Source organism: Burkholderia contaminans, assembly GCF_029633825.1.
Classification (GTDB): domain Bacteria; phylum Pseudomonadota; class Gammaproteobacteria; order Burkholderiales; family Burkholderiaceae; genus Burkholderia; species Burkholderia contaminans.
In genome coordinates this window covers 79,029-96,048 of sequence record NZ_CP090644.1, presented here as the reverse complement: position 1 = coordinate 96,048, position 17,020 = coordinate 79,029, and the positions used below count along the sequence as shown (strand labels likewise).

Below are 17,020 nucleotides of genomic sequence, written 5' to 3'. Positions count from 1 at the left end.
GTCACGGTGTATCTCCTGCAGGTTGCGCCGGCGCCGCCGGCGCCAAGCCAATCGGCGGAATTCGATCGCGGCAGTAGTTCATCTTCACGTCCAGACGCCCGCTGGTTTCGCCCGCCTCGGTCTGGATGCCGCGGACGTCGAACAGCACATCCAGACGCTTGCAGCCAGGCCGCGGCAAGTCGCCGATCGAGCGAGCCGTGACGTAGACCGGACCGTTGGCGTGCAGCTTGGTGACGAGTGAACCCGCAACGGGTCCACGCAGCGCGCCAAACGCTGACCCGTGATCAATCGCGTCGATGAGAACTGCACTGAAGTCGTCGTAGCTGCCGGCGAAGGCGGCGGCCGGCAGCGCAAAAATCGCAGTAGTAAACGCTGCGGAGACGAGGCGCTTCATTGGGATACCCCTTTGCCGCTTCCGATCGATTGCCGCACGCGCTGCAGAATCGCGTCCTCGTCGACGGCTTTGGACTGGATCGAATTGACGAACTCGGTAAAGTCGATACTCGAAAAATCGATACGCTGCAGCTGGTCGGCCGTGAAGCCACCGCAGCCTGCGAACGGGATGCCGAGTTGCGCCTTGCCCTGCTGGTTGACGAGCTTCGCGATCAACGAATTGAAACAGCAGTAGCTCTTCTTTTCCTCGACGCAAACGCCGAGCACGCGCTTGGAGCAGCCCTGGTTGTACTGGACACAGAGGTTCTGGCCACGCTTCAGACTGAGCACCTGCTCGTCAGGGGAACAGGCGAGCCACATCTGGATCAGCTGCGCAGCGATCTCGGCCGCGAATACGTACGGATTGAAATCGGCAAGCTGAACACCATTGGTGAGGGAGAACGAAAAACTAAAGCCGTAGGCACCAAAGGTTCCGGAGGTAGACAACGCCCTGTCCGCCCATGCGCCCATCTGCAAGAGACCAGAGTTCACGATCGAGCTATCGACCGTTTCGTACAGCTGGTCAAAGACATACTTCGACCCTAACGCGATGCCCTGCTTCGCCGCCGTTCCGCCAACCGACAGTCCAGCGCTGACCGCGGCGCTTCCGATCGCGTTGTTCGAGTAAGCGGCACCGCCGCCGTTGCTGGTGCAGCAGCTCTTGATCTCGAGGCCGCCCAGCACCTTGATCGAGCAGCTGCTGTCGTAGCCTTTGAAAATGTTCACGTTACCGCCACCGACACCGTAGGCGCCGGCTTCGCGCCCGGTTTCCAGCCCTGCTACGACCTTGCCGAGCGCGCCGTCCGCACCACTACTTGACGAGAAGCATCCGGCACCCGGTGCGCACATCGTGTTCGTGCATTGGGTGACGGTCGTCGTGTGCGCCGGAGTATCGAGACACTGGTACGTGTACTGCATCGTGTCGCAGCTTCCCTGCACCGCGTCGTTGTATGACACACACTGCTGGTTCACTAGGCCGCAGCCTTGCTGCTGCAATGGCGCGCAGTCGTTAACGGTGGAAGCGGCTTGGCATTCGTAGGTATCCTGGTAGTTCCAGCAATCCTGGTAGAGCGGAATCCCGTTGATGATGCGTGTGCCGGCCGGCTCGATGCAGGTTGAACCAGTGCGTTGGCAGGTGGGCGCGGCATACGCTACCGGCGCGGCGAGCAGGGTGACGGTCATTACACTGCCGACGAGGGTGAACGCACGCGCGGCGAACATGAGAGCGCGGATATTCATTGTGCGGCCCGCTGTTCGAACGAGCTGCACTGGTCGATCCAGTTCGGCGTGCAAGTCGCGGTGCAGATCTGGTTCAGCGTGAGCTGAACTCGGGCCTGCCCGCCGCCCTGGAAACCGTACCCGCCTATCGCCGCTTGAATCTCGACGGTATTGACGCCCTCGTGCAAATACGCGCGGATGTCGGTGTTGGGCGCAATGGTCGACGGGTTCCCCTCGTACTCGCTACCGAAGGTAAAGAACGGTCGATACTCTGTGAGACCGCCATCTGCCGTAAAGGCAGTTTTATCCGAACACACGCTCCGAATGCCGTTGTAAATCAAATTGTGTGTGAAGGTCACACCAGGCGAAGACGCGGCAAGATAGCCGGTGGTCTGCCGTCCATCAATACCGCCGGCCGACGCCGGCAGCGTCGCCACTCCGCATTGGAGAATGCGCCCGCCGTCCGGCGCATCGGTGTAGACCGTGACGCCGTTAATGTCGACGCTGCGCAGCGTATTGTTTGCCGTGATCTGGCTGATGACTGCGGTACCGATCTGACCAAGGTTCTGGACGCTGAAACTCATCGAGCCGGACACGGTCAGTCCGTTGTAGCCTGAGTTGTCGTGATAGCCCGTGTCAGCGCCGAAGTTCCAGAGCGCAGAGTTCGATGCCAGGCGCGCGGCAAACCCGCCGGTGAAGCTTCCCTCGACGACCCCGCCAGCGGCGCAGCCTTGATAGGGTTCGGTGCAGACGGGGTCATTGATGCGGTTGCAGGTATAGGTTTGCGTACCCACGGCCTGTTCGCAGGTTTCCTTCCGGTAGGTCGCCGGCACCGTCGACGTCACGTTGTGGCAGTCCTGCGAACTCGTCGTAGACCCGGGGTTATTGATCGCGCCCTTGCTTCCGGTCACGATCGGATCGCTCGCGGTGATCGGCATGCGATTGGGAGGCTTCTTCGCGAGGTAATTCACGGCATCGCATTCCTGACGCCAGTAGGCACTCGGGTTCGCTGGCTGCGTTGAGCAATCCGCTTCCTTCCCTGACCCGGCCGGCCCGAGACTGCCCTGCCCACCGCCATACAGCGGCGTCAGCTCGCCGTCCTGGTTCGTGTAGTTCGGCACGTTCGAGCTACCGCCACTGATGCTTCCGTGAGCCGCGTTCATTCCTGACTTACCGAACGACTGGCCTTCAGTAAACGCAGTCCCGGTAGATGGGGCGTCCGCAGCAGCGCACACGGCGACCGCAGCCAGAGCGGTCGCGATGGCCAGTGGTGCGCTTCGGCGCAGGGTTGCCCGCATTCCGTTCATTCGACATCCCCCAGTGCACGGAGATATCGCTCGGCGATCCCCCCGTAGGTAGGGCTGTGATCGACGATCTGGCGCAGGGCATACGCGGGCGTCACGTCTCCCGACAAGGAGACGTACGACGCCGGCAGCGCACATCCGCTGCTGTCGACCTGACTGTTGGCGTCTCCACCGCGTGTGACGACATAGGCGGGCACACGGGCGATGCGATACTGCGTGAACGCCTTCGGGTTGACGACGATGCCGCCGGACGCAATCCCCAGCCGCTGCATTTCAGCGGCCGTCGCCTTCAGCGAGTCGTTCTTGAAGCCCCGGAACACCACAGTTCCCCCGGCCTGATTCATGGTCTTCACCAGGCGTACCAGCGAGGCAGCGGGCATCGAGAAGCTCGCGAACGCGACGAAGGAGTCGGTCACACGACGCTGCGTACGGCTTTCGTACCGTTTGGCGACGGCGAACGGATCTGCACCGGCGGCGGCTGGCGCCGGCGCCGGTAGGTTCGGGAACGCGTTGCCATCGTGAGCTGCCTTTGCTGCCGCCTGGGCCATCTGCCGATCGCGACTGCGCTGGATACGGCTCATCTCGGCATCAATCGCATCCGACGATGGCATCACGCCTCGGTAACGTGCGGTGCCGCTGGCTGCCTCATCGAAGATCGCTCGGCGCGTGGTATTGATCTGCTGCTGCTCACGCGCGAGCGCGTCATTCGACACGGTTTGTGCCGACACATGACCGGCCGCGAGGGCGATCGTGCCGGCGGCTATGATGGAGAAAGTGAGCCGACTCATTGGGGCAAGTCTCCGAGGTTCGCACCCATGCAGCAGTTGCGCTTGCGGAAAATCTCGTACGCGAAGTCCTCCCCCGTGTACGGGATCATCTTTCCGGCGCCCCAGAGCGCCGACGTGCGGCCATACGGCTGACAGCACTGACCGTTGATCTGGTCGGTTTGCGCAACGGGGTAGAGCATCGTGTACTTGTATTGGGTCTTGTCCATCACCGGCTGCAGGTAGTAGCCGCACATGGCCCCGTCACCTGTCGTGCCCCACATCAAACCCTCGCGATGCAGCTTTGCGGTCATGCGCTCGACCAGCAGTGACGACGCCTGGATCGCGGACACATGGGCCTGAACGTGGCCGTTGAATGGATAGATCGAGCCGTTGCAGCCCGCGCACCAGAAGAGCAGGTTGCTGCCGAAACCTAGGCTCGAGAGCACGCAGTCACCTGCGCAAGCGGCCTGGGCGATCGGACTGCCGAACAGGTAGGTCTCCGGCTCGAGGAGCATGGTGAGATCGTCGTCGCTCCACGTCGGATCGACTTCGGTCATGTACGCGACATCGAAGCTGCCCGTCTCCATACAGGGGTCGTCTAGCAGGATCTCGGTGTAGTACATGACCGGATCGGTGTACCAGTGCACCTGATAGAAGCTCTGCTTGGTGTCGTCCTTCTGCTCGCGCACCTCCCCCTCCGGGGCGTGGATGCCCGGGTTCAGCGAGATCCCGCCGAGCGACACGAAGCAGTAGGGCGAGCGCGTGACGTCGACGCGCCGGATCGGCTCCCAGAAGCTGAACTTGACGCCAAACGTGCCGCTACAGAAGCAGAGGAATCCGCCCGGGTTCGGGGTGTCGTCCTGGCCCATATTGAGGAACGTGACGCTACCGATGGCCATCGGGAAAGCGCATTCCCAGCAGATATCCGTGATCGGATTGGCGAATCGGCCGACACACTGACCCGCATCGGCCGGCGCCGAGAACGAGAAGCAGCTGGCAACCAGCGCGATCGCGAGAATCCAGCGGCGAAGGAGAGGGCGCATGCTCATGAAAGCAGCTCCCGCATCGCCGGATACACGTGGAAGACGAAGTCGATCAGGTATGCGCCGACGTGATGGCCAAGGCGATAGACGATCGGCAGGAGGATCACTGCAAGACCGCCGGTCGCCGCACCGGCAACGCCCCAAGCGGCGACCCATACCACACGTGACGTTACCGTGGCCAGGATGTCGAGCAGCTTCGCTCCAATCGAACGACGTGCGGACTCAACAACGCCGGAGACGGGAAGAGGCTCATCCAACTGGACCGTATGGGTCGATTCGACGCCGATACCGAGGGCGCCCTTCACCCCCTTCTCGATACGACCGATCAGCTCAACGGCTTCGACCTCGCTCAGATGCTCGGCGATGACCGCAGCAGGACGGTGGATATCATCTACAGCACCCACCACAACACGAAAGGTTTCCCCGCTGCTGTCTCCTACGATCTGGCGGTCAGGTTGAACGGATAGACGAGCGACCCTGCTGTCGTAGGGGCTCGCGCGCCAGTAGTAAGTCGCGAGCACACCCTTTCCTGAAACGACGACCTGATCATTGGTGACGTCTACGACATACCGGATCGGCTCGACTGTCGCATTGAAGTGCTGAAGAGCAGCAGCGCCGTCGTGGGGCGAGTTCTTCTCGACGACGTCGATAACGGCCGGGTCGGCAGTGAAGTCCAGACGGTCATAGTTGTTCATCGCGATTCCGATAAATTGGGAGGTGACAGGTGATTTGGTCGCCGGGTCAACGCAGTTGCTCCGCAGGTTCTTCCTCAAGAAGCAGTTGGTTGCCGCGCTGGCTGATGACGGCCGGCACGCGGGTGATCCCGAAACGCTGGCTAAGTCGACCCTGCTGATCGAAATACACTTGCCGTTTCCACGACTTCGTCAGGTCAAACCACGAACCAGCAGTCAGGATCGGTTTGATGGAATCGCCGGAGCGGGCCGCGAGCGCCTGCACCGCCTTGACCTGTCCCGCATCGCGGCCGTCGAAGAACACCAGGCGCTCGTGCAGCGTGACAATGTCGAGCGGATTGATACGCGTGCCGGCGGCGACGATCACGGCGCCCTCGTCGTTGGTGACGGGCTTGGAGTAGGTGACCGTCGGATCAATCAGGCGACTCGAGTACGCGCTGACGGTCGAAATGCCCGGCACCGGGGGCAGGGACGTGACGTCATGCAGCGCGCGCTGGCGCGCACGGCGCTCGATGGCCGCCAGCCCACCATTGGCTTGCAGTTCGAGCAGGCGGCGCTTCAGCATCGCAATCGCGTCGTGCTCCGCAATCGGATACGTCGGGCCAACCACGCCCAGGTCCTCCGCAATCGCTGAAATCGGGGATACCGCGACCGTCAGTGCCGCGATCCACAGGACTGCAGCTCGTCGGATAAGCTGTCGTAGCTGCCTCCAACCAACGAGCAAGCAGGCTGGACCTATCCCTGTGTCCACTATTTGGACGATAAAGAAATGTGGTGTACCAATGACATGCCTATAAACCAGGCCACCAGAAACCCCACACCAAGACAGAACACGATCACGCACATCCATACGGCCCATATGAACAAGCCAATTGCAAGCATCAGAAGCGTCATCTGAGCCTCCAGTTGAAGCGCCGGCCGGCGTGCTGAGGGCGCGGCAGCGGTTAAAAAATTTCATAGGCCTCCCCGACGATTGCGGTTTGAGGAACGGTGCCGGCGATCGAGTACCGCGAATCGAGGCTGTTCGGGTTCGGCGTGGCCACGAAGTAGTGTCCCGGCGGAATCACGCCGTCTTCGGTCGGAAACAGCGCCATCCCTGCAAGCGAGAGCGGCTTGGCGTAGCCGATATAGGTCTGATTGACCCAGACGTTGCGACCAACGACGTGCACGACATCGCCAGGCAAACCAGCCACGTGTTTGATGAAGGTCAGTCCTGCGGGGTAGGTCGCCCCACCGTGCCACCGAAATGCGATGGTGTCGCCGAGGCGCGGCCGACAGGGGCCCTTGCGGATGAAGTAGAGCGTCCCCGGCAGACTGGTCGACATGTTGAACGTCAGCCCATACCAAGGCGTGAGGCCCCATGCGACAGCCGCCACGACCGTCAGCGCGACCACGGTGCGAACAAACCGTCGATAGCGAGCCAGGCCGCTGGAGTAGGCGACGAGCGCGATCACTGCTCATCTCCGCGAAGGTCGGTTCTTGCAAAATTCGCGCCCCCCGATCGACGCAAGTCGAAATGCGTCGTTACGTTTGCAAGCGCCGCCGCACAAGTACTGGTCGAGGCGGCCAGATAATCACCAACGGCGGTCGGTGCAAATCGTCCGCCCACCATTTTTGTTCCAAGCGTGCGCGCAGAAAACTGGGAGAGGGCCGTCGATCGGAGACGAGTCATTTCGCGATCCTCTTGGCGATCAGGTCAGTGAGGTCGGGCGCATCACCTGCGAGCACGGCAGCTTTATTGACGACAACGCAGCCGCACTGTGTGCCGAGCTGGTCCAGCGCGGCCGACAGGCGCTTTGCGTAATCGCCGGCGTGTTGGGTCGCCTTATTCTTCGCGTCGTCCGTCATGTGGACGGGATCGCCATTATTGAAGGTCTTCAGCAGCGTTTCCTGCTCATCGCTGATGAGCTTCTGCACGTCAACCACGACGACCGGCGCAACTCTTTCGCGTTGCGTCCATAAGTAGACGAGCGGGGAGCCCAGCACCAACGAAGCGCCGATCGAGATAAGGCCGGTGAGTACGAGGTCGTGTCGCATGTTCACTTCCGTTTGGCTTGGATTAGGGCGCGGATCGCGTCTTCTGTGGACGTGCCGCCGGCACGCAAACGCTGCATGAATTCGTAGTCCGGCCCCTTCGTGGTCGCCATGGCCAGCGTGAATTCGTCAGGGATATGGCGCAGTAGGTGCGTGCCGCCGTTCGGATCGACGAGGACGAACTCGCTATAGCGACCGGGTACCGGGCGTAGCGACTTCAACATGCGTTTCAACCCCGGCGACAGATCCATCACGTCGCCCTTCTCGATCTTCTTGAGCGTGTCGTCGCTTTGCTTGAGGTGGAACTTCCATGCGGAGTTGTCGAACGCGGCCTGCGTTGCCTTGTTCATCCCGGCGTCGGTGATCCCCTGCGTCGCGAAAAAGAAGCTGCCTTCGTATTTGCGCGCACGCCGATAGCCTTCTTCCATGAAGTCGGCCGATTCCTGATCGTCACCGACGATCTGCCAGCCCTCGTCCTGCAGGAACAGCTTCGGTCGCGACCGGTCAAAGCGGTACATTTCGTTGGTGACCTGATTGGTCAGGCCGAGCATGATCACCGTGCGCAGTTGGGGATCGCTGTTGAGGTGCTCGAGCTCAAGTCCAACCACTTCATTGTCGAGTCGTACGTTGGTGCGCCCGTTGACGTAGTCGCCGTAAACACCCCCCTTGCAGAACGGTTCGAGACGCACGGCAAGTTCATACGCGATGCGCTCGGGTTGCCCATTCTGGTCCTTCAGGCTCAGCAGGGCGTCTCGCACCAACGTGGGACTACCTTCCTGGCCGTAGTCCTTCCATACGATGCGCACTGCGACATCGAGCAACGCGCCCTCGAACGGAGTGATAGGAGCGGTCGGCGATACCATGCGCGCGATGATCGGCCGGATGAATTTCACCTCGCTGTCGAGACCATTTTCGGTATCGATGCCAGCGGTCGAAAACGCATTGATGACGATTCGCGACCCAGGCTTGAAGTCGATGTACTGGCCGTCTCCCATGTCGATCTGCTTTTCGTACGAATAGCCCACGTCACAGATCCGGATGATTCCGCCGACCGAGCGGAACGCTCCGATGATGTCGTTCATGAGCACCGATTTACCGGCGCCGGAAGTACCATCGACAAAGCCGTTGTAGTTCGTTCCGCTCGAGTAAATGTCTACAAGCGCGGGTGTACCGCGACGGCCAAAAAAGAGCAGGCTTGCCCGTCCATTCGTACCCGACCACTCGCCGAGCACCGGTGCCATATCGGTCGCATTTACGGTGGTCTTGGTGGTGATCAACCGAAACTTCTTGAGGTCGTCCCGCATGTCGCTTGTCAGCATCATGGGCAGGGCCGACAGGAATGTCGTCAGCTGCTGGGTCAGCATCGGGAACAGCTTGAAGCGCTCCGAACGCCAGATGCCTTTCGCGGCCGCCACACACTGCTCCATCTTCTTGCGCGGCGCGAAGAGCGTGAGCGTGTGATAGAGCTCACACATCGAGCCCCCTTGCGTGAGCTGCATCGAGACGGCTTTCCAGTCCTGATTCTGCAGCGCCAGTTCGGGCTGCAGCTTCGCGATCTTCGATTCGGCGTTCTGCGTCGCGCGCGCACTACGCAAAGCGGCCCGTGTCTCGACGGCGGTCTGATCGAGAATCAGGACGCCGAGCGTGATCAGGTACGGGCAGGGGTATTGATGGACATCGTTGAAGAGCGAGCCGACGATGTTGTTCATCTCCCACAGCTCTTTGCTCTTCGGATACTGGTGCACGCCAAAGCTGCGCACAGCGATGCGTGCGTCGGGCTCGTCGGCATCCTCCGGCGGCACTCCGTAGAGCAAATGCTTTGCCTTCACCCGCATGTGGTGACCGAAAGCCGTCAGTTGGTCACGAATGGGCTTGTCGTCGCTATAAGTCTGATCGATCGTTTCAGCCCCATCGCCAAAGAACGCACCGGGGTTGAGGATCGGCCAGAGAAAACGCAACAGATCGTTGGGCTCCGCGCTACGGCTTGCCAGGCTTGCGGAACTCAACGTCGCACCGACGACGTCGCGAATATTCTGGATTTCTTCGATCAGCTTCAGATCGTCGAGCGAGCCCTTGCGCACGATCGACAGCAACAGCCGCTTGTCCGTGATCGAATAGTTTTGGCCAAGAAACAGCGGCTGGCCGAGTTTGCCGCGAATGAATGCGGCGCGGCGCTCGGCCTGTTCCAGATAGAACGAGGGCGCACGTCCCGCCTCGGCGTACTCGCGCCGAAGGTCGACGTAGGCGTTCAATGACTCCTCGATGATGGGGTCGCCCAACAGCATCCATTGGAGCCCATAGCCGGCCGGAACCGAGTCATATAGGCCGTGGAGACTGCGGGTCAACTCCGCGTCGGCGCCCGTCTGCGGTGCAACCGCAAGCACGAAGCCAACCGAATCCGTGTTGTAGTAGAGCTCGGTGGCGGGGTCGTACTGGTCATACGGAAGCAGGTTATGAAGTCCGACCGTCTCTATGCGTCGCTGGTCCGCGGCAACGGGCGCGGGCGGCCCGAGATCGTCCTCGGTGCCGAGAATTGCTTCGCTGATCGCAATTCGCGCGAGCGATTTCGCGTCATCGATCCAGGCCTGCAAGGTGCTCATCAATGACTCCTGGATCAATGGTCCGTCGCTGCGGGCATCGCAGCCGCTGCACGGTCGACTGCGCCGGCAGGCGTGAGAATGCCCTGCATGACCCGATCAGCACTCGATATCGCCCCCGACGTCGAATCGCTGTTGGAGCTGGAAGTAGCCGCCTTGCTACCGCTACTGCTAGCATCCCGCGCAGGAGTCGGCGGCATCACCGGCCGGAACGCGGCCTGGATGCGCTGCTGGTTGTGCGCGATCGACCAGTGGCCAGGATCGACGATCAGATAGACGTATTCCTGGTCATGCAAGTCGGAGTCCGCGTCCTGCCACGGCGCGAACCAGACACGCATTTCGCGCGAAGCCGTGTGAACCGGAGCGCCGCTATCGAGCGCTTTGGGGAGAATCTCGGCGGAGCCGACGACGGGTCGAGAACTGGCACTGACCGCAGCACCCGATGCGTTCGATGCCGGGCCGGGATCTCCGGCATAGCTGCCGAGTGCGATATTGGTCGTCGCGCCCGCGCCTGTATGAACGTGCTGATCAGGCAGGTTATGCGCCATCGCGTTGGCATAGATGCCGGACATGCTGCTGCAGAGCACACCTTCAGGCGCCTTGCAGGCGAATTGCGAGTTCGCGTCGTAGCCGCTGAAGCTGCAGCCGGTCAGACTGAGAAGCGCTGAAAGCGTGGCGAGCATGATCTTGTTTTTCATGGTCACTTCGCTCCAAGCCATTGATCGATTGCTTCGGCGCTGGCGGCGCCCGGCAGCACCCGCCCGTCCTCGCTCACGAGCGCAGGCGTGCCGGAAATTCCCATGCTTGCGGCCAGGGCTTCGTTCGCGTCGATGGGATTTGCGCACGACACGAGCTTCGGCTCGACGCGTGGCGGGGCAGGTGTCTTGGCAGCGACGCCAGTCGGAGTCGATCCCTGATCACGCATCCAGCGCGACAATGCGAGGGGCATCCACGCGTGCCAGGTGGCAAGCCTGTCCTCGGCGCACCAGATCGCTATGGAATGGGCGCGGGCACGCGGATGAATCGATTCGAGCGGGTACATGAAGCGGTAGATCGTGACGTCCTTGAGCTTGGAGAGGTCGTCCTCCAAGGCCAGGCAGTAGGGACAATCGGGATCGTCGAAGATTGCGAGCTTGCGGCGGCCGGTACCGTGAACCTCGACGAACGCGTCCTGAAGCCGATCCGCCGGGAACCGCACCTTCTGCAGCGCTTGCTCGAGCGGCACGGTCAGATCCTGCTGCGTCACCATGTCGAAGAGATGGCCAAACAGGAAGTACCGCCCGGTGACATCCGTATAGGCAACCTTGTTACCCATCACGACCTCATAGATGCCGACCGACGGCGTGGCGGCGACCTCGCGAAACTTGGTTGCCGGGTAGCGTGCATGGAGCGCCGCCTTGAGCGCAGCTACGCCGGGATCAAGGTTCGGGTCGGCAGGGTTTATCTGCGACGTCGCAGCCTGAGCGACGGACGCCGTGACACCGACTTCAGAGCTTGGCCCGGCGACGCGCGCCGGAACCGTGGATGGCACCGCGGATGTACCTTGGGTGGTGCAGCCCCACGCGATGCACGTCGTCATCAGAAGAGCGAAAGTGAATTTGGCGTGTTTCATTGGATCATTGAGCATGTTGAGGGCGAGGTGCCGGCGGCGAACGTGGGCGCCGACGCTGGAGGGACGGTCATTTGCCGAGATGGCTTCGAAAAAGCGTGATGCTTGACCCCATCGATCGTGCGGCCAGCCAGCTTCTTACCAACGCGCAGCATGCGGGCGTCGCCGTCGTCGTAGGCTGCTGAATCGATGCCGTCGTAGACCTGGCCAGTCCGTTTGGCCCACGCTCCAAACCACGTGCGGTCGCACCACTCGATCTTGCTGATCTCGGTCATCGCCGCACCATCATGCAAAGGTCCGCCCGGCGCTTGATCTCAGCCGCGTATACGGTCAAGTCGCCGGTCAACACAACATGCGTGCGCGGTGCGGCCGGCACACCGACATACTCTTCAACAGGGGAATCCGCGGTCTGCTTATCTCCGGCAATGCGGACGTTGTAGCCCCGCGAATTCGGAACATGCGCAATCGAGAGCGTGCCCTGCGAGACCATCGCTTCGAGCAGCGGGCGAATCCGTGCCGCGCTCAGGTGAAACTCGCTTGCCAACGCGTAGGCTGCATAGGCGACACGTGGGCGCATCGCAGCAAGTACATCGTTGGCAGTCGGCATATATTTGGCACGAGGCATGGTCAGTCCTCCAGGGGCTTGCGGCGTTGCACGAAGTCCCACAGCGCGGCCGGCAAGAACCGCGCCTCTGCACCTCGCTGGTCGAGCATCATCGCGACGTTGGCAACATCCACGGGATCGCCCATCGCGACGACCTCGATAAGCTCGCTCGCGAGCGTCATCGCCGAGACGGTCGCGGGGTCGCGCCGTCCGCGACGGCCTTCTTGACGCTTCTTGGCGAGCTTGCGTTTCATCCGTGCAGCGAAGAGGTCAACGGCGACATCGTCCGGATGTACTGAGCCAGCGCGTCGATTCCAGGCGGCTGCAGCGGCAGCGGCGTCGTTGAAGAGCAGCACCATCTGATAACCGGGGCACGCGGGTTCGACGCAACTCCCACCGAACATCGCTTCGGAAACACGCATGACCGCGTCAAGGTCGCAGTACGGACACGGGACAAGTTGATAATCGCGGGGAGAGTTCATTGAAGTTCTCCAGAGACGGCCGCGCGCGCAGCGACCCGCTCGAAATAGAAGACGACAGGCGCCCCGGTTTCCTCGATCAACCCGTAGCACTTCGCCAGGCGATCGATCGGGTGATACGCGTTGAGGGAGGCGACATGCTTCATGAGCGCTTGGCGCCACTGCTCAAGCGACATCTGCCCCTTGCTGATGTTGCAAGGCGGACAGGACGGCATGTAATTCGACTCGACGTCACGCTCCGGATGCCTCGACGGGACGCTCACAAGCTTCCATTGGCCATTCGCGGTTCGCTTGGTCTCGACCGCGCGTACAACCGGGTCTACATGGTCGCCATGCCACCGATCGGGCAATGGCATTCCACAGTACGCGCAGCGGCCGTCGTATTTGCGCCGGAGCCGATCGCGCTGTGCTTTCGTCAGCCGGCTCACGCTTTATGCTCCACGGCAGGTGTGGCAGCATCCTGGCAGGCGACTCCACGATCCGCGCCTGCGTCCAGCTTGACGGCGCCGGCGCGGCGCGCTTCGGCCGTGGAACGGATCACAATCTCCACCTGTTCCCAGAGCCAGGGCTTGCAGTCGCGCGCAAGTTCGTTCGGAAAGCCGGTAATGCCAATGGCACCGGCCGGCGTCCTGATGTCGAGTTGGCCGCCCATGACCGGACTGCTGGAAATCTTCGTGAGCTCGCCAGCGGCAACGATCGCGTCAGGCTGCGTGGGGGCAGACGCGACGGCCTCGTCCATGTACCAGTGCATCATGGCGAGCAGGCCGATATCGATGGGGTCGCCCTTGTCGACGTGCGAGCGCAACATAGTCGACAGATCACCCCGTTGTGCGCTCCACCACCCGGCACGCCCCTGGGCTCTACCCACTGCCATCTTTGCCTTCAACACGCGGTTGAACCCGTCGAGTGCTGCATCGTCGAACGCTGCCGCACTTGTCAGTGGATTCGCGTCGGTCACGTCGGTAACGGCTGACGAACCAAGCTCGTTGCTGGAGAGGTCGAGCAGATCCGCAGCTTGCTTAAGAAATTCAAGGAAGCCCGATTGAAACGCGGGATCACCGCGAAATCGATCGGCACCGATATCCGCGAATCCCCGCACCTGCTCGGCAATGAGCAAAGCAGCGCCGCACCAACCGGCAAGCGCCCGGCGCATTTCCGGTTGGTGGTAGTTGCCGTCTCCATCCTTCGTGAACGACGCTTCGTGAACCGCTTGGTCCGCACACCGCAGCATCGCGGCCTCGAACGCTGCGATGGTCACGCTCTTCGTTTCATCAATCATCGGTGTAGCCCCCATCGTTAGCACGGCCATCGTTGGCCAAGCCATCGTTGATGTTGCTGATATCGGAGAGGGCGCCGTCGTATTCGGCTCCCTTTGACACGGCGAACTCGACGATGCGACCACCGTCCGTCTCGATCACAGGGAAAAGCTTTTCGGCCGCTCGGATGTAGTACTGCTTAAGAGTGTCTGCACCCCCAGATACGCCGCTGCCGATGGCGGCACGGCCGACCTGGCTCGGGTTGATAATGGAGGTGGACCCGAGTGCGGTATTGCTGAGGGTGTTGGCTGATTCGTTGAACGCTTGCCCAATCCCGGAGGAGATACCGGCGAACACCGACATGGCCAGTGCCGATCCTGCCTTCGAGACTAGTCGACCTCGCACGCCTTCCTTGCCGTCCTCGCCCATGACGTTGCCCTTAATCGGCATTTCCACGGTTCGGCCGTTCTTCAGGATGCAGTCGAGCGTTTCACCGCGCATGTGAGTGCGCTCGCTGGAAACGTCGCCATACGCCTGCGTCAGGATGCGGCACTCCGTGATGTCGAGCTTGCGACTGTTCGGTAGATTGGCTGCGTCCAATACCTGGAGGAACACCGGAAGCGGATCGTGCTGGGCCTCGCCGCCCGTCGGAGCGTCGACGCCGTTCATCATGAATACGCGCACGAAGGAGGTGGCAGGGATGAAAGTGACTTTCTTCTTGCCGTTGGCCTTCAGGCAGTCCTGCTGTGCGCGTGTCGCCTGATCCAACGGCAACGACGAGTAGCGGGGGTCGACGCAGTCGACCCCGTTGCCGGTCGGCGCATTGAATTGAATGATGGCGAGCTTTGGAGGGGCGGCAGCCATATCGACACCGGGGTTGCCGGATTTGCCGAATGGCGGATTCAGGATTGCGCCCGTCTTGGCCGGGGCCCCGTTGAGGGGAATTGGCTTGTCCAGGGCCGCGCGGTCTGCCGTTGCTCCGGACGCGGCCGCGGGGGCGCTTGCCGGCGTGCTCTTCATCGCGTCGATCCGCTTGCTGAGCTCGTCCTGGGCTTTCGACAAGGCTTTCATCTGTGACACGGCATCGTCGGCGCGCGAATCTATACTCGACATCCTGCGCGTAAGCTCAGCGAGTTGCGCCTCCGAGTGAGCCCGCCAGGCATTGCGATCGTTCTGGTCGCCGAGGCTCGTAAACGGCACCTTCGTGGTGAACTGACGATTGGCCGGCCCGCTCTGCGTGAAGAACATACCAACGGTGAAGAGGCCAGCGAGGACGGCGAAGCAGGCCACGGTCAGGATCCGCTGGCGGCGCTTGGTTGCTTGATTGACATCACTCATGGTCGCCCCGCTCACGAACGACATAGACAATCGTGCTGGCGCCGGCCGGCAGGTTTGCGTTTTCGATCGCGATGGCGAGCACGCCCGGCGCGTAGAGTTCGCGCTCGTCGATGGCCATGTCGGTGTGCGAGGTATTCGAGAGCGTGTAGGTCTCGCCAATGAAATCGCCGTCGCTGTACTGACGGACCAGCGTCAATACAGCCTCCTTCCAGAGCGGCACGACAGTGTCGAGCGACGTGTACGACAGCTGCGGTGCCCCCCGACCACCGGCCATCGCCAGCATCATGAGTTTCACCCGTCGTTGAAAAGCCGACGCGTGGAGCGCTTGGGTCGAGCGCGCTGCAGGCGGTTCGATACGGATATCTTCGGCCGGTCGCGGACCGGGAACGAGCAATAATCGGTAGGTCGTGCCGGCGTCATCGATCACGAACACCGTGATCGACTCATTCAGCGCGGTCGGATTCGCGGGCATGAGCCAGAGCTTTCCGCCGTCTTGCGTCCACGAGATCGAGCCTGGTAGAGCTGGCACGATCTTCGAAAAGCTGCGCCCCCCGGACATTGACAGAACGTTGTATTCCGCCGCGGAGATCGAGACCTGCTGCGTTTGCCGATCCGCTCCCTTGACGACCTGGATCGCATGCGCACTAGTGGTAGTCAGGAACATCATGGCGGCAAACACGAGACGCGGCCTGAATGCCGTGCACAATTTCGGCGACTGTCGATTGAAGGCAAATTTCATGATGCGGGAGTCTCCGTTGTGACCAGCGGCTCGACGCCTTGTTTGCCGCGCGCGGCTTCTCGGATGTCGAGGAGGACTAAGCGGCCGAAGACGGTGATTCCGAAATAGACCTCGTAGGTCTTTTGTTCCGAGCTCGTGCGCTTGCCGGAGATGTAGGTGGTCAAGGTGCCGGTGACCTTCACAGCTTTGTTGCGGAAATCCACCTCGCCTACCCCCATCGGCTCGAAGACGTCCGTCACGCCGTCGTGCTTGATCTGGAGTGCGTCGGCCTCCCATGCCGTCTTGAGCGCGGCGCGTCGATCGTCGTCGACCATGGACAGGAGAATCCGTACGTTGTTGTCGACGGTGGTCGGCGTGACACTTTTGGAAAGGGAGAGCACGTACGCGGCCTGATCGGCGAGGTACTGGTCGTTTGCATACCGAGCCCCGACGACGTAGGTGCCGCGAACGGCTGGCGGCATGATGATGACGCGCTGCGTGACGACCAGCCATGCACAGGTGAGCGCGATGACCACACTGGTGGTGCCGTTTCCGAGCAGCACTTTCTTCAGAAAGCGGTTCTCGGCCTGCAGCTGTTCGCGTGATTGGGCGGCTTTACCGGGTGTCATCGAATCACCCGTTCAGTTCGCGAAGATCGGACGGCGGAAACTTCTTCGGCGCTGGCTGACCCAATACCCAGTACATGACGTGAGCCGACATACCGGGATGCTGGCCCGAGCTGAACTTCTGCCAAAGCGCCGCGATCGCAACGCCCGCGACTAGACCAAGCAGGGTGTGGTTAAGCAACACACCGCCGATCGTGCCAGTGAGCCCGATCGCTGCTACATCCTTGCGAAAGAACAGAAACTTCTCCGGGTCGTCAAGGCGACTGGGTACGTAGTGACTGAGATCATCCGACATCGCCGCTC

21 protein-coding genes are annotated in these 17,020 nt (G+C 61.7%); all 21 read right to left on the bottom strand.

Features of this window, described 5'->3' with window-relative positions:
• Position 1: 1 nt before the first annotated feature.
• Positions 2 to 394, bottom strand: coding sequence for a hypothetical protein (locus LXE91_RS41660; RefSeq protein ID WP_027811085.1), 393 nt, complete (start codon positions 392 to 394; stop codon positions 2 to 4).
• A complete protein-coding gene (locus LXE91_RS41655) occupies positions 391 to 1,671 on the bottom strand; it encodes a conjugal transfer protein TraN (RefSeq protein ID WP_049030196.1) in 1,281 nt (426 codons plus the stop codon). Before LXE91_RS41655 ends, LXE91_RS41660 begins: the two co-directional genes overlap by 4 nt.
• Entirely contained in the window at positions 1,668 to 2,948 is a 1,281-nt protein-coding gene (locus LXE91_RS41650; RefSeq protein ID WP_165581455.1) for a hypothetical protein, read from the bottom strand. The genes LXE91_RS41655 and LXE91_RS41650 overlap by 4 nt, the downstream gene beginning before the upstream one ends.
• 5 nt (positions 2,949 to 2,953) lie before the next feature.
• Positions 2,954 to 3,742: a type-F conjugative transfer system pilin assembly protein TrbC gene (trbC, locus tag LXE91_RS41645; protein WP_027811082.1), complete on the bottom strand. Its 789-nt coding sequence runs from the start codon at positions 3,740 to 3,742 to the stop codon at positions 2,954 to 2,956.
• On the bottom strand, positions 3,739 to 4,770 hold the full coding sequence (gene traU, locus LXE91_RS41640) for a conjugal transfer pilus assembly protein TraU (protein WP_027811081.1): 1,032 nt from the start codon (positions 4,768 to 4,770) through the stop codon (positions 3,739 to 3,741). Before traU ends, trbC begins: the two co-directional genes overlap by 4 nt.
• Positions 4,767 to 5,459, bottom strand: coding sequence for a hypothetical protein (locus tag LXE91_RS41635; protein WP_027811080.1), 693 nt, complete (start codon positions 5,457 to 5,459; stop codon positions 4,767 to 4,769). The genes traU and LXE91_RS41635 overlap by 4 nt, the downstream gene beginning before the upstream one ends.
• Before the next feature lie 46 nt (positions 5,460 to 5,505).
• The gene (gene traW, locus LXE91_RS41630; RefSeq protein ID WP_027811079.1) at positions 5,506 to 6,147 is read right to left on the bottom strand and encodes a type-F conjugative transfer system protein TraW; all 642 of its coding nucleotides are present in this window, start codon (positions 6,145 to 6,147) and stop codon (positions 5,506 to 5,508) included.
• Positions 6,148 to 6,400: 253 nt separating this feature from the next.
• Complete coding sequence (locus LXE91_RS41625; RefSeq protein ID WP_049030195.1) at positions 6,401 to 6,910, bottom strand: S26 family signal peptidase; 510 nt, start codon at positions 6,908 to 6,910, stop codon at positions 6,401 to 6,403.
• Between the two features lie 214 nt (positions 6,911 to 7,124).
• Positions 7,125 to 7,493 (bottom strand): TrbI F-type domain-containing protein, encoded by a 369-nt coding sequence (locus tag LXE91_RS41620; protein WP_205713840.1) that lies wholly within the window; start codon positions 7,491 to 7,493, stop codon positions 7,125 to 7,127.
• Positions 7,494 to 7,495: 2 nt separating this feature from the next.
• Positions 7,496 to 10,090 carry a type IV secretion system protein TraC gene (traC, locus tag LXE91_RS41615; RefSeq protein WP_027811076.1) on the bottom strand — a complete coding sequence of 865 codons (2,595 nt, stop codon included), beginning with the start codon at positions 10,088 to 10,090 and terminating at the stop codon, positions 7,496 to 7,498.
• 14 nt (positions 10,091 to 10,104) lie between these two features.
• A complete protein-coding gene (gene traV / locus LXE91_RS41610) occupies positions 10,105 to 10,785 on the bottom strand; it encodes a type IV conjugative transfer system lipoprotein TraV (RefSeq protein WP_027811075.1) in 681 nt (226 codons plus the stop codon).
• Between the two features lie 2 nt (positions 10,786 to 10,787).
• Complete coding sequence (locus LXE91_RS41605; protein WP_223274479.1) at positions 10,788 to 11,699, bottom strand: DsbC family protein; 912 nt, start codon at positions 11,697 to 11,699, stop codon at positions 10,788 to 10,790.
• The gene (locus LXE91_RS41600) at positions 11,696 to 11,971 is read right to left on the bottom strand and encodes a hypothetical protein (RefSeq protein WP_027811073.1); all 276 of its coding nucleotides are present in this window, start codon (positions 11,969 to 11,971) and stop codon (positions 11,696 to 11,698) included. Before LXE91_RS41600 ends, LXE91_RS41605 begins: the two co-directional genes overlap by 4 nt.
• Positions 11,968 to 12,321 (bottom strand): hypothetical protein, encoded by a 354-nt coding sequence (locus tag LXE91_RS41595; RefSeq protein ID WP_027811072.1) that lies wholly within the window; start codon positions 12,319 to 12,321, stop codon positions 11,968 to 11,970. The genes LXE91_RS41600 and LXE91_RS41595 overlap by 4 nt, the downstream gene beginning before the upstream one ends.
• 2 nt (positions 12,322 to 12,323) lie before the next feature.
• On the bottom strand, positions 12,324 to 12,782 hold the full coding sequence (locus LXE91_RS41590) for a hypothetical protein (RefSeq protein ID WP_027811071.1): 459 nt from the start codon (positions 12,780 to 12,782) through the stop codon (positions 12,324 to 12,326).
• Entirely contained in the window at positions 12,779 to 13,207 is a 429-nt protein-coding gene (locus LXE91_RS41585) for an HNH endonuclease (RefSeq protein WP_027811070.1), read from the bottom strand. The genes LXE91_RS41590 and LXE91_RS41585 overlap by 4 nt, the downstream gene beginning before the upstream one ends.
• On the bottom strand, positions 13,204 to 14,058 hold the full coding sequence (locus LXE91_RS41580) for a hypothetical protein (protein ID WP_175048440.1): 855 nt from the start codon (positions 14,056 to 14,058) through the stop codon (positions 13,204 to 13,206). Before LXE91_RS41580 ends, LXE91_RS41585 begins: the two co-directional genes overlap by 4 nt.
• Positions 14,051 to 15,397: a TraB/TrbI/VirB10 family type IV secretion system protein gene (locus LXE91_RS41575; protein WP_224755994.1), complete on the bottom strand. Its 1,347-nt coding sequence runs from the start codon at positions 15,395 to 15,397 to the stop codon at positions 14,051 to 14,053. Before LXE91_RS41575 ends, LXE91_RS41580 begins: the two co-directional genes overlap by 8 nt.
• Positions 15,366 to 16,112 (bottom strand): type-F conjugative transfer system secretin TraK, encoded by a 747-nt coding sequence (locus LXE91_RS41570; RefSeq protein WP_027811068.1) that lies wholly within the window; start codon positions 16,110 to 16,112, stop codon positions 15,366 to 15,368. The genes LXE91_RS41575 and LXE91_RS41570 overlap by 32 nt, the downstream gene beginning before the upstream one ends.
• Positions 16,109 to 16,720, bottom strand: coding sequence for a type IV conjugative transfer system protein TraE (locus LXE91_RS41565; RefSeq protein ID WP_027811067.1), 612 nt, complete (start codon positions 16,718 to 16,720; stop codon positions 16,109 to 16,111). Before LXE91_RS41565 ends, LXE91_RS41570 begins: the two co-directional genes overlap by 4 nt.
• A 4-nt stretch (positions 16,721 to 16,724) precedes the next feature.
• Positions 16,725 to 17,012 (bottom strand): type IV conjugative transfer system protein TraL, encoded by a 288-nt coding sequence (traL, locus tag LXE91_RS41560; RefSeq protein WP_027811066.1) that lies wholly within the window; start codon positions 17,010 to 17,012, stop codon positions 16,725 to 16,727.
• Between the last annotated feature and the right edge of the window lie 8 nt (positions 17,013 to 17,020).

What these genes read in the sequence shown, in the direction of transcription:
- LXE91_RS41650 (WP_165581455.1), bottom strand. Translation starts at nt 2,948, where the DNA reads ATGCGGGCAACCCTGCGCCGAAGCGCACCACTGGCCATCGCGACCGCT.
- LXE91_RS41635 (WP_027811080.1), bottom strand. Translation starts at nt 5,459, where the DNA reads ATGAACAACTATGACCGTCTGGACTTCACTGCCGACCCGGCCGTTATC.
- trbC (WP_027811082.1), bottom strand. Translation starts at nt 3,742, where the DNA reads ATGAGTCGGCTCACTTTCTCCATCATAGCCGCCGGCACGATCGCCCTC.
- LXE91_RS41575 (WP_224755994.1), bottom strand. Translation starts at nt 15,397, where the DNA reads ATGTCGTTCGTGAGCGGGGCGACCATGAGTGATGTCAATCAAGCAACC.
- traU (WP_027811081.1), bottom strand. Translation starts at nt 4,770, where the DNA reads ATGAGCATGCGCCCTCTCCTTCGCCGCTGGATTCTCGCGATCGCGCTG.
- traC (WP_027811076.1), bottom strand. Translation starts at nt 10,090, where the DNA reads ATGAGCACCTTGCAGGCCTGGATCGATGACGCGAAATCGCTCGCGCGA.
- LXE91_RS41660 (WP_027811085.1), bottom strand. Translation starts at nt 394, where the DNA reads ATGAAGCGCCTCGTCTCCGCAGCGTTTACTACTGCGATTTTTGCGCTG.
- LXE91_RS41600 (WP_027811073.1), bottom strand. Translation starts at nt 11,971, where the DNA reads ATGACCGAGATCAGCAAGATCGAGTGGTGCGACCGCACGTGGTTTGGA.
- traV (WP_027811075.1), bottom strand. Translation starts at nt 10,785, where the DNA reads ATGAAAAACAAGATCATGCTCGCCACGCTTTCAGCGCTTCTCAGTCTG.
- LXE91_RS41570 (WP_027811068.1), bottom strand. Translation starts at nt 16,112, where the DNA reads ATGAAATTTGCCTTCAATCGACAGTCGCCGAAATTGTGCACGGCATTC.
- LXE91_RS41565 (WP_027811067.1), bottom strand. Translation starts at nt 16,720, where the DNA reads ATGACACCCGGTAAAGCCGCCCAATCACGCGAACAGCTGCAGGCCGAG.
- LXE91_RS41590 (WP_027811071.1), bottom strand. Translation starts at nt 12,782, where the DNA reads ATGAACTCTCCCCGCGATTATCAACTTGTCCCGTGTCCGTACTGCGAC.
- LXE91_RS41580 (WP_175048440.1), bottom strand. Translation starts at nt 14,058, where the DNA reads ATGATTGATGAAACGAAGAGCGTGACCATCGCAGCGTTCGAGGCCGCG.
- LXE91_RS41595 (WP_027811072.1), bottom strand. Translation starts at nt 12,321, where the DNA reads ATGCCTCGTGCCAAATATATGCCGACTGCCAACGATGTACTTGCTGCG.
- traL (WP_027811066.1), bottom strand. Translation starts at nt 17,012, where the DNA reads ATGTCGGATGATCTCAGTCACTACGTACCCAGTCGCCTTGACGACCCG.
- LXE91_RS41620 (WP_205713840.1), bottom strand. Translation starts at nt 7,493, where the DNA reads ATGCGACACGACCTCGTACTCACCGGCCTTATCTCGATCGGCGCTTCG.
- LXE91_RS41655 (WP_049030196.1), bottom strand. Translation starts at nt 1,671, where the DNA reads ATGAATATCCGCGCTCTCATGTTCGCCGCGCGTGCGTTCACCCTCGTC.
- LXE91_RS41605 (WP_223274479.1), bottom strand. Translation starts at nt 11,699, where the DNA reads ATGAAACACGCCAAATTCACTTTCGCTCTTCTGATGACGACGTGCATC.